At 67.6% G+C, this 10181-nt stretch carries 10 protein-coding genes and 1 pseudogene; 4 read left to right on the plus strand and 7 right to left on the minus strand.

Annotated elements, in window-relative coordinates; all coding sequences use genetic code 11:
• Positions 1–37: 37 nt before the first annotated feature.
• The 4 genes from crtI to idi are packed head-to-tail and all read right to left on the minus strand — an operon-like array spanning position 38 to position 4148.
• Entirely contained in the window at positions 38–1639 is a 1602-nt protein-coding gene (crtI, locus tag DSP71_RS16445; RefSeq protein ID WP_113681618.1) for a phytoene desaturase family protein, read from the minus strand.
• Entirely contained in the window at positions 1636–2544 is a 909-nt protein-coding gene (locus DSP71_RS16450; protein WP_113681619.1) for a squalene/phytoene synthase family protein, read from the minus strand. The genes crtI and DSP71_RS16450 overlap by 4 nt, the downstream gene beginning before the upstream one ends.
• On the minus strand, positions 2541–3623 hold the full coding sequence (locus DSP71_RS16455) for a polyprenyl synthetase family protein (protein WP_113681620.1): 1083 nt from the start codon (positions 3621–3623) through the stop codon (positions 2541–2543). The genes DSP71_RS16450 and DSP71_RS16455 overlap by 4 nt, the downstream gene beginning before the upstream one ends.
• A 3-nt stretch (positions 3624–3626) precedes the next feature.
• Positions 3627–4148, minus strand: coding sequence for an isopentenyl-diphosphate Delta-isomerase (gene idi, locus DSP71_RS16460; protein ID WP_058631261.1), 522 nt, complete (start codon positions 4146–4148; stop codon positions 3627–3629).
• A gap of 89 nt (positions 4149–4237) precedes the next feature.
• Here idi and DSP71_RS16465 point away from each other — a divergent pair, with 89 nt between their 5' ends.
• Entirely contained in the window at positions 4238–4885 is a 648-nt protein-coding gene (locus tag DSP71_RS16465; protein WP_113681621.1) for a MarR family winged helix-turn-helix transcriptional regulator, read from the plus strand.
• 39 nt (positions 4886–4924) lie between these two features.
• On the opposite strand, the gene DSP71_RS16470 is transcribed toward DSP71_RS16465, so the two are convergent.
• The gene (locus tag DSP71_RS16470; RefSeq protein WP_058631260.1) at positions 4925–5272 is read right to left on the minus strand and encodes an Lsr2 family protein; all 348 of its coding nucleotides are present in this window, start codon (positions 5270–5272) and stop codon (positions 4925–4927) included.
• Between the two features lie 96 nt (positions 5273–5368).
• Complete coding sequence (locus DSP71_RS16475) at positions 5369–6226, minus strand: LuxR C-terminal-related transcriptional regulator (RefSeq protein ID WP_046749803.1); 858 nt, start codon at positions 6224–6226, stop codon at positions 5369–5371.
• A 109-nt stretch (positions 6227–6335) separates the two neighbouring features.
• On the opposite strand from DSP71_RS16475, the gene DSP71_RS16480 reads away from it, so the two are divergent.
• Positions 6336–6683, plus strand: a complete 348-nt coding sequence (locus DSP71_RS16480; protein ID WP_058631259.1) for a DUF485 domain-containing protein — start codon at positions 6336–6338, stop codon at positions 6681–6683.
• Positions 6680–8314, plus strand: coding sequence for a cation acetate symporter (locus DSP71_RS16485; protein ID WP_058631258.1), 1635 nt, complete (start codon positions 6680–6682; stop codon positions 8312–8314). The genes DSP71_RS16480 and DSP71_RS16485 overlap by 4 nt, the downstream gene beginning before the upstream one ends.
• A 66-nt stretch (positions 8315–8380) precedes the next feature.
• On the opposite strand, the gene DSP71_RS16490 is transcribed toward DSP71_RS16485, so the two are convergent.
• Positions 8381–8893, minus strand: coding sequence for a methylated-DNA--[protein]-cysteine S-methyltransferase (locus tag DSP71_RS16490; RefSeq protein ID WP_058631257.1), 513 nt, complete (start codon positions 8891–8893; stop codon positions 8381–8383).
• A 228-nt stretch (positions 8894–9121) separates the two neighbouring features.
• Between DSP71_RS16490 and DSP71_RS16495 the strand changes: the two are divergent.
• Positions 9122–10181, plus strand: a pseudogene (locus tag DSP71_RS16495) (AAA family ATPase); the annotation flags it as partial.

Genomic DNA, 10181 nt, shown 5'->3' on the forward strand with positions numbered 1-10181 from the left:
AGCGACACCAGGAGGGCCGCCAGATACACCGCACCCATCAGGACGCCTCCGTCCCGACGGGGGAGTGTGCGGGAACGGGGAGCGGCCCCGGCGAGTGGTCGCCCCTGATGCGTTTGAGGACGACCTCCGCGCTGATCAGACACATCGGAACCCCCACGCCCGGTGCCGTCGTGGCGCCGGCGTAGAACAGACCCTGCACGCGCTTGGATGCGTTCTGGGCGCGGAACATCGCACTCTGCGAGAGGATGTGGGCCGGGCCCAGCATCCCGCCGCGCCAGGAGTGATAGTCGTCACGGAAGTCCGCGGGCCCTGTCGTCTGCCGCACGACGATCCGCTCCCGCAGGTCGGGGATGCCCGCCCAGGTCGCCACCTGATCGATCGCCGCGTCGGCCGCGCGCTCGACCGCAGGGGATCCGTGTCCGTCGGCCCCACCGTTGCCGAGATCGACGTCGGCGGGCACCGGGATCAGGACGAACAGGTTCTCATGGTCGGCGGGAGCGACGTCGGGGTCGGTCGCGCTCGGCCGGCAGACGTAGATCGATGCCGGGTCCGGCACCGTCGGGGTGGAGCCGAAGATCGCGTCGAAGTTCGCGTCCCAATCGTCGGTGAAGAACAGCGAATGGTGGGGGAGCTCGGGCAGCGCGCCGCGTACGCCCAGCATCACGAGGATCCCGCCGGGTCCGCTGGTACGTCGCGCCCACCACGATTCCGGATAGGTCTGCAGCGAGGCAGGGAGCAGGGCGGTCTCGGTATGGTGCAGATCGGCTGCTGAGACCACCACGTCGGCGCTCTCGACGTGGGAGGCACCGGACTCGTCGAGCCAGCCGACGCCGGTCACGTGCGTGCCGTCGGCACCGTCCTGCGTGCGGATCCCGGTCACCTGCGCCTCGGTCACGATCCGTGCTCCCGCATCGCGTGCGAGTGCCTCGATCCGTTCGACCACGCGCCAGAATCCGCCCTGCGGGTAGCTGACGCCCTGATCGAGGTCGAGCGCACTCATGAGGTGGTACATCGCGGGAGCGCTTCGGGGATCGGTTCCGAGGAACACCGCGGGGTAGCCCAGGATCTGGCGCACGACAGGGTGGTCGAAGCGCCGCGCAGCGTAGGACTGCAGGCGTGTTCCGAGCAGGGCGCCCAGTCGGGGCAGAGCGCGGACCACCTCCGGCGCGAGAAGCGACCGCATGCGCGTGAACGGGTTGTAGAGGAAGTACTTCCGGGCCATCGCTCCGGCATCCTGCGCGGAGTCGAGGTACGCGTCGAGCGCTGCCGTTGAGCCGGGTTCGAGCGCTTCGAACAGCCGTGTGACCTCTTCCCGTCCTGCGGGCACGGTCACCGGTGTCGGGGAGGCATCCACCGCTCCGGGCGCTCGGAACACGCGGTAGCCCGGATCGAGCCTGACCAGGTCGAGCTGCTCGGCGGTCGTGGTGCCCATCATCTCGAAGAAGTGGTCGAAGACCTCCGGCATCAGGTACCACGATGGGCCGGAGTCGAAACGGAACCCGTCGCGTTCGATCGTCCCTGCTCGGCCACCGACACGATCGTTCTTCTCGAGCACGACGACGTCGTGTCCGTCCCGTGCGAGCAGTCCTGCCGTGGCGAGACCGGCAACGCCGGCGCCGATGACGACCACCCGGCTCATCGGTCGCGCTCCAGCGCTGTGACGAGCACGGATCGAGCGGCGAGGACGGCCTTGATCGGATCGGGAACGCGGACCCGGCGCCGGTAGAGGACGTCGACGGGAGTCGTCGACACCCGCCGAGTGAGCGCGGCGAACAACGCCAGGGCACTGCGAACCGCGGCGCGCGCGTCCTTGGGCAGCAGCGGGATCGCGGCGCGCGCGTCGGCAAGCTGCCCGAACACGGTCTCTACCCACGCGTCGCGATCAGCGTCGGTGAGACGCGCGCTCCCGCCGAGGTAACCGCGGTGCAGGCGGTCGGTGTCGTCCGCGAGGTCGCGCAGGAAGTTCACGTTCTGGAAAGCGGCGCCGAGCTGCCGTGCCCCGTGCCGCAGGATCTCCTGTTCCTCCCGTGTCCGCTCGGCGTCTCGGAGGAACACCTGCAGACACATGAGCCCGACGACCTCAGCGGAGCCGTAGACGTAGGCCGCATGGGCGTCGATGTCATACGCGGCGAAACCGGAGTCCGCGTCGATGTCCGCACGCATCGAGTCGAAGAACGGCTGGGTCAGGTCCTCGCCGATCGCGCACTCTCGCGCCGTGCGAGCGAACGCATGCAGGATCAGGTCGCTGCTGTAGCCGCTGCGCATCGACCGATGGGTCTCCGCGATGTACGAATCGAGGGCGGCTGATTGTGCCGTGACGTCAAGGCCGGCCTCCGCAGCCACACCGTCGACGATCTCGTCGGCGATGCGGACCATCGCGTAGATGTTGCGCACGTGCTGCCGATGGCGTTTCCCGAGCAGGCGGCTGGCGAGTCCGAACGACGTCGAGTACGTGCGGATGACATCGGTCGTGGCGATCTCCGCCGTGCGGTTGAAACGTCGGAGTGCGGTCTCATCGCGGTGGCCGGATGGGGTGGTGCTCATCGGCGGCGACTCCCGACTCGGGAAGCGAGGCTCCGAATGGCCTCTGCCGCCGTGGTGGGGACCAGGCCCGCGGATTCCGCGTCGAGAAGCGCGGCATCGGCGGCATCGAGATGCTCCTGCACCAAACCCTCGACGAAGGCCTCGGAGCCGCATGCGCGCAGTCGGTCGCGAGCAGCCGCGGCGTCCGCCGGGCTGAGGTCGGTCCGTCCGAAGTGCAGCTCGATCCCGTCCCATTCGCTCGTCATGCGCGCGTACGCGATGATCGCCGTCTCCTTGCCCTCTCTCAGATCGGAGAAGGGGTCCTTGCCGTGCTCTTCGGGGTCGCCGAACACCGACAGCAGGTCGTCCTGCAGCTGATAGGCGAGTCCGAGGTTCCATCCGATCGCCGTGAGGTGCTCCTCGGCAGCGGTCGACGAACCCGCGAGCACCGCAGCGGCGCGCAGCGGCAGGACGAAGGAGTAGGTCGAGGTCTTGTACGCGCTCGTGGAGAGGATCGTCCGCAGATCGGGAGCGATGATGCCGTCGCTGAGTGCGACGTCGGTGTGCTCCCCCGCCACGGTCTCGAAGATCGTCTCTTCGAGCAGGCCGAGCAGGCGCTCGCGAGACTCTGCGGCGACCTCGGCGCGCGCGAAGCCCAGCACCGCCGACGACAGGAGCAGATCCCCGAGGAGGATCGCGCTCGAGCGCGCCCAGTGCAGGGAGGTCTCGGTCGGTCCTGCGGGGCGGGATGCCGCGAGCGCTCCGATCAGATTGGGTCTTCTGCGCCGCGTGAGGTCACCGTCGATCACGTCGTCGTGGAGGAGGAAGGCGTAGTGGAGAAGCTCGACGTGGGCGGCCACCTCGATCGCGGACTGCGTCTCGGCGATCGTCAGCGGCGCGGGTGCCAGCGCATGCGTGAGATCGAGGAGCAGGCGGGGACGGATCAGCTTTCCCCCGAGAGCGTGTTCCTCGGCGGCCCGCCACAGTGCGACGAACTCGCTCCCGTAACGCTCGGCCGCTGTGCTTCTCTCGGAGAACCGGTGGCGAAGTGCCTCCTCGATCCGGGTGCTCAGCGATTCCTCGGTGGTCGTCGCGCTCATCGGTCACACCTCGCCGCGTTGACGTAACAGGGGCAGCTGCTCGACCAACCACGGACTGAAGGCGAAGGGCGCATGCGCCACGGCCTCGATCAGCGGATCCACGTCGACCCACGTCCACTCGGACACCTCATCGGGATTCGCCGTGGGGTCGGCGTCGAGGACGGCGACGTGCACTGGACAGATCTCGTTCTCGACGATCCCGCTCGCATCGACGGCGCGGTACCGGTAGTCGGGGAGCGCGGTGCGGATGTCCGACACCTGGATGCCGAGTTCCCCGCGACCGTGGCGAAGCACCGCATCGACCATGGCCTCATCCGGTCGCGGGTGGCCGCAGAAGCTGTTGGTCCAGACACCCGGCCACGTCTTCTTCGTGAGCGCCCGGCGGGTGATCAGCAGGCGACCGTCACGGTCGAAGACGTAGCAGGAGAAGGCCAGGTGCAGGGGAGTGTCGCTGGTGTGGACTTCGCTCTTGGGAAGCGTTCCGACAGCCGTCCCGTCTTCGGCGAGGAGGGTCACGTCATCCACGGCATCTCCTTGGCCTCGAGCGTTCCCGATTTAGCTAACTTGGTGAGTAGTCAACTTAGCATGAAACTGTTGGTGTGTAACATGATCGCATGGACTCGGAGCCCGGCACCACCCCGAACGCGGGCGCGCAGGAGTCGTCCCCCGCACCGGGAGCAGGGGTGAGTCCGACGGGCGAGGCGCCGGACGGGCTCATCCACACCGCGATCTACGACGTCGAGGCCAGCGACCCCCGCAGTGTCCTGATCGACCGCACAGGCGTGCCGCCCGAGGAGCTGAAGCAGATCGCGCAGGTCATGGAGTCGTTGGCAGGGCTGCGCGAAGCGGAGCAGACCCTCTCGCAGGCCTCGCGCCGGTACATGCGCCTGAACGAGACCGACATGCGCGCGTTGCACTATCTGATCGTGTGCGCGAATCGAAACCTCGTGGCCACTCCGGGGGGCATCGCCCACCACCTCGGCGTCTCCACCGCGGCGACCACGAAGCTTCTCGACCGCCTCGAGCAGGGAGGGCATATCGCCCGCGCTCCGCACCCGACCGACCGCAGGGCGTTGCAGATATCCATCACCCCGGAGACTCGGCATGCGGCGATGGAGACGGTGGGTCGGCAGCAGGCGAAGCGGTTCTATTCCGCCGCTCGCCTGACGCCGGCCGAAAGGGAAGTCGTGATCCGCTTCCTCACGGATATGACCGAGGAGATCACGCTTCGGGACGAGCCCTGGCTGCAGGAGGGCGCGTAACAATTACCCCGAAGGGGGTGAAGAACGTCTGGAATGACGTCAGTGCGCCGCGTTGTACGCGTCGACGACCTGCGCAGGAATGCGTCCACGCTCGGAGAGCTTGTGGCCATTGTCATTCGCCCATGCGCGGATCGCCGCGACCTCGGGGTTCCGCGCTGGACGCTTGCGTGCGGACGACGTGCGTGAGGCGTTCGAGGACGATCCCGCCTTGCGTCCGGCCGCCACGTAGGGCTCCAGCGCCTTGCGCAATTCATCGGCGTGCGCGGTGTTCAGGTCGATCTCATAAGCGGTGCCGTTGAGCGAGAAATGCACAGTCTCGCCTTCTCCGACCTCCAGAACGCTGCCATCGATGTCGTCGACCAGCTGGTGCACAATTCGTCTCGCCATGGGGGCGACTTTACTCCACTGAGAGAAATGCGACAACTCGAAATGCTCGATCGCATTCATCTCGCAAAGGCCGTGCGATTATTCCATTCCCTTTGATCAGGGAAGAAGCCCGATTCGCCGGGCTCTCGCGACAGCGGCGTGGCGTGTCGACGCATCCAATTTGGACATCGCCGTCCCCAGATATGCCTTGATGGTGCCTTCTCGCAGACCGAGTTGCGACGCGATCTCCGCGTTGGTCGAACCGAGCGCAGCGCATGCGAGCACGTCGGTCTCGCGCGGAGAGAGGTGGATCGCGGGGATCGGCCCCGTGGCCGGCGCCGCACCGTCTCCGGCGAGGGTCAGCAGGCGCCGCTCGACGTGCGCGATCCTGGTGCGGAGATCTTCGTCCTCGACGGAGGCCGCGATGCTGCGGAGTTCCGCGAAGCTCTGCCGCAGTTCCTCGCGTTGCGCCGGGGCGACCACGTCTTCATTGAGGGCGGTCTCCTGGAGTCGCCGTTGCACCTCGTCGCGGATGCGCAGTTCATCGGCGACGGATCGGGCGACCTGCATGGCGGGGGCGGTGGTCACCCCGCCGACTCGCTCCTCGTCCCACCCGCCGGCGTAGAGCACCCCGCGGGAGCGTCCCTGGACGACGATGGGAAGAGCGAGGAGCGTACGCAGACCTTCTCCCAGCACGAAGACGTCGTAGTCGTGGGTGATCTGCTGGGACGACCCGTAGTCACTCGTCATGCGGGGGCGGAGCTCCATCATCGCGCGACCGCCGAGGCCGCGTTCCGGACGCACGCGAAGACCGTCCAGCGAACGCGTGCGAGCGCCGACGATGCTGGTGACGCTCACCACGCCTTCTTCGATGAGGCCGCCGAAAGCGACAGGGAAGCGTGTGCGCCGTGCAAGCTCCCGCACCGCGTTCGCGACGAGATCCGCCTCGGATTCGCGGGCGACGGGTGAGTTCACGACTACCTACTTTCGGGGGTGACGACGCAATGCCCCGTTTCGTAGCGTCGACCCTACCATTCGCGCGAGGTGGCTCGTGCGAGCACCGGACATGTGGCAAGGAGGCCCCATGAGCGACCAGACGAACACGGATCCGAACGGTGAGATCGACTACACAGCGGTCGAACGATCCCCGAGATTCCTGACCTTGAAACGCACGCAGAGATCGTTCATCTTCCCGATGGCGGCCTTCTTCCTCCTTTGGTACTTCGTCTACGTCCTCCTGGCCGCCTTCGCTCCGGATTTCATGGGACAGCGGGTGTGGGGTGACATCACGATCGGCCTCCTCTTCGGCCTCGGCCAGTTCGTCACCACCTTCGCGATCACGATGGCCTACGTCTCTTTCGCGAATCGCAAGCTCGATCCGCTCGCGGCGCAGATCCGCGAGGAACTCGAGGAAGCGCAGAGCGCGGCATGAGCGGCGTGCGCACGGCAGCACCCGCTGCCCTCGAGATCAATCCGGTCTTCAACATCTCGATCTTCCTGGCGTTCGTGGCGGTGACGCTGTTCATCGTGATCAGAGCGAGTCGCAACAACAAGACCGCGGCCGACTACTACGCCGCCGGCCGCTCGTTCACCGGTCCGCAGAACGGGTTCGCTATCGCGGGCGACTACCTGTCCGCCGCATCATTCCTCGGGATCTGCGGTGCGATCGCGATCAACGGGTACGACGGATTCCTCTACTCCATCGGCTTCCTCGTGGCGTGGCTCGTGGCCCTGCTCCTGGTCGCCGAGCTGATGCGGAACACCGGCAAGTTCACCATGGCGGACGTGCTCTCGTTCCGCCTGCAGCAGCGGCCTGTGCGGATGGCGGCCGCCATCACGACGCTCGCCGTGTGCTTCTTCTACCTGCTGGCGCAGATGGCGGGTGCCGGCGGTCTGGTGTCCCTGCTGCTCGGCATCGACGGTCGGGTCGGTCAGTCGGTCGTGATCGCGGTCGTCGGCATCCTCATGATCGTCTACGTGCTGATCGGCGGCATGAAGGGAACGACCTGGGTGCAGATCGTCAAGGCCTTCCTCCTCATCGGCGGTGCCCTCGGGATGACCGTGTGGGTGCTCGCGATCAACGGGTTCAGTCTGAACACGCTGCTCGAGGCCGCGGTGGCGAACTCGGACAAGGGTGACGCGATCCTGGCGCCCGGTCTGCAGTACGGAGCAAATCCGTGGGACTTCCTCTCTCTCGGTCTGGCGCTCGTGCTGGGCACCGCGGGATTGCCGCACGTCCTGATGCGCTTCTACACGGTTCCGACCGCCAAGGAGGCCCGTCGCTCGGTCGTCTGGGCCATCTGGCTCATCGGCGGGTTCTACCTGCTCACGCTCGTGCTCGGGTACGGTGCCGGCGCCCTGGTCGGAGCGGACGTGATAGCCGCGGCCCCGGGGGGTGTGAACTCCGCGGCCCCGCTGCTGGCTCTCCAACTCGGCGGACCGGTGCTGCTCGGCTTCATCTCGGCTGTGGCATTCGCGACGATCCTCGCGGTCGTCGCGGGACTCACGATCACCGCTGCCGCGTCGTTCGCGCACGACATCTACGCGAACGTCATCCAGAAGGGGCGCAAGGACTCGGAGGGCAAGCCGATCGAAGCCGACCCCAACGGAGAGGTGCGCGTCGCCCGACGTACGGTCATCGTGATCGGCATCCTGGCGATCGTCGGCGGGATCGGCGCGCAGGGGCAGAACATCGCGTTCCTGGTGGCGCTGGCTTTCGCCGTGGCCGCGTCGGCGAATCTGCCCACCATCCTGTACTCGCTGTTCTGGCGCCGATTCACCACTCGCGGGGCCGTGTGGAGCATGTACGGCGGGCTCGGGTCGGCGATTGTCCTCATCGTCCTCTCGCCGGTGTTCTCGGGAACCCCGACATCGATGATCCCGGGGATCGACATCGCCGTGTGGCCGCTGAACAACCCGGGCATCGTCTCGATCCCGTTGGGCTTCCTGCTCGGCTGGCTGGGCACGATCACCAGCAGCCGCAAGGAGTCTCCCCGGTTGGCCGCGGAGATGGAGGTGCGATCGCTCACCGGATTCGGCGCGGAGAAGGCCACGGAGCACTGAGCCTGAGCCTGAAGTCGTGGACCCGGCGGCCTACTCGCCGGGTCCACGACACCGCCTGCCGACGGCTCAGCTCGTCTCGAGGTCGAGCAGGAACTTCTTGCGCTCAGGGTGCGCGCCGTATTGGCCCGCGCTGCCGTCCGACCGCACGACGCGGTGCACCGGGACGATGATCGAGAACGGTGTGATGCGACACGCTGTGCCGACGGCGCGCGCGGCGCCGGGGTGTCCGGCGAGGACCGCGACCTCTCCGTAGCTCATCGTCTCGCCCCACTCGATGTCGCAGATCGTCCGCAGAGCGGTCAGAGCGAACCCGTCGACGAGTCGCCAGTCGAGGCGGATGTGCTCGTCGAAGCGCACCTGCTCGCCGTCGAAGTAGTCGGCGAGCAGATGAGCGAGCTCGTCGGCGGCGCCGGGGTCGGGCTCCGGCACGGATCTCAGCTGGCGCGACACGCCTTCGAGCAGCCAGGGCACGCGCGGGTCTTCGGATTCGGAGAGATCGAACCGCACGATGCCCTCGTCGGAGAACACCGCGAGAGCATCGCCGAAGGGGGTCGGTGCGAAGTCGTAGCGGAAGGTCATGCCCCCATCCTGACCGCTGGACGGGACACCGCACGCCGCTGTTGCCGCTCCGGGTGGAGAACCTCGTCGGCGCGGACGCCGGGCAGGAGAAGTGGACGGTGCATCGCATCGCGGAAATTCGGCGGAAACCCGCCCGGGATACCCCGCGTCGGCATGTCGCGCGCCTAGGGTGTCATTGTGTGGCGACGTGAAGGAAAGTCTGCTGACGACACAGCGGTGGATCCTGCTGTGTCGATCAGCGACCTGCACGGGTCCACTGCCGTCATCGACATCGCGCACGCAGCGGAGTCGGAGCGCACGCGTCTGAGAGCGGAGGCCGCGGATCTCGGCGGCCCCTCGCCACTAGTGAGCTTCCGCGACAGCCCCGAGTCGGGTATCGACATCTCCAAGGCGCACCCCGGCAGCCTGCCGCAGTTCATCACCGGCAAGTCGACGCTGCTCTCGAACCTCTTCCGCGATGAGGTCGGTCTGCGCACAGCGAGACTCGCCGCGGAGCGCATCACAGCAAAGAACACCGAGCTGCGCACCGTCCGCGGCATCGAGGCCGTGCACCTCGCCGTCGGCGTCGCCCGGTGGCGCATCGGGGGAGCGGGGTTCGCCGCACCTGTGCTGTTGCGTCCGCTGGCGATCCGCCGCCACCACTCCGACTTCGAGCTGAAGCTGCAGGGCACCTTCGAGGTGAATCCCGAACTCGTGCGGATCGCCCGCGATCACTTCGGTCTCACGATCGACGCGACAGCTCTCGCAGCCCTCGCCTACGACGGCGGGATCTTCAAGCCGCAGCCGGTGATCGACAGCCTGCGCGCGATCACGCGATCGATCGACACCTTCTCGGTCGAGCCGCGCCTGGTCGTCTCGACGTTCGCCGACGTGTCCGGGGTGATGTCCCGCGACGGCGGCAGTCTCGACCATCAGGTGCTGAACGCCCTCGCCGGACACGTGGGCGACCGCGAGCGCGTGACCGCCCCACGGGCGATCCCGCACCACATCGGGCCGGACGACCGCGCTCCTGCGTCCGACAATCTCCTCCTCGACGCCGACGCCGAGCAGGAAGCTGTGCTCGCGCGCATCGCCGCGGGGCACTCCCTGACCGTCGCGACGCTTCCGGGGACCGGCGGCACGCAGACCGTGATCAACGCGCTCGGCGAACTCGTGCGCGGAGGCAAGCGCGTCCTCGTCGTGTCCGCGCGTCGCTCGACCCTCGACGGCGTCCGCCATCGTCTCGCCGGGATCGGACTGGACAGCCTCGCGGTCTCGCCGGCGAACGTGCGGCGCGATCTGGTCAGGG

This window comes from Microbacterium sp. H6 (genome assembly GCF_003314775.1).
Lineage (GTDB): Bacteria > Actinomycetota > Actinomycetes > Actinomycetales > Microbacteriaceae > Microbacterium > Microbacterium oxydans.

Bases quoted from the DNA above. Each gene is read 5' to 3' on its own strand.
- crtI (WP_113681618.1), bottom strand. From the start codon at position 1,639: ATGAGCCGGGTGGTCGTCATCGGCGCCGGCGTTGCCGGTCTCGCCACG.
- DSP71_RS16450 (WP_113681619.1), bottom strand. From the start codon at position 2,544: ATGAGCACCACCCCATCCGGCCACCGCGATGAGACCGCACTCCGACGT.
- DSP71_RS16455 (WP_113681620.1), bottom strand. From the start codon at position 3,623: ATGAGCGCGACGACCACCGAGGAATCGCTGAGCACCCGGATCGAGGAG.
- DSP71_RS16465 (WP_113681621.1), top strand. From the start codon at position 4,238: ATGGACTCGGAGCCCGGCACCACCCCGAACGCGGGCGCGCAGGAGTCG.
- DSP71_RS16470 (WP_058631260.1), bottom strand. From the start codon at position 5,272: ATGGCGAGACGAATTGTGCACCAGCTGGTCGACGACATCGATGGCAGC.
- DSP71_RS16480 (WP_058631259.1), top strand. From the start codon at position 6,336: ATGAGCGACCAGACGAACACGGATCCGAACGGTGAGATCGACTACACA.
- DSP71_RS16485 (WP_058631258.1), top strand. From the start codon at position 6,680: ATGAGCGGCGTGCGCACGGCAGCACCCGCTGCCCTCGAGATCAATCCG.
- DSP71_RS16490 (WP_058631257.1), bottom strand. From the start codon at position 8,893: ATGACCTTCCGCTACGACTTCGCACCGACCCCCTTCGGCGATGCTCTC.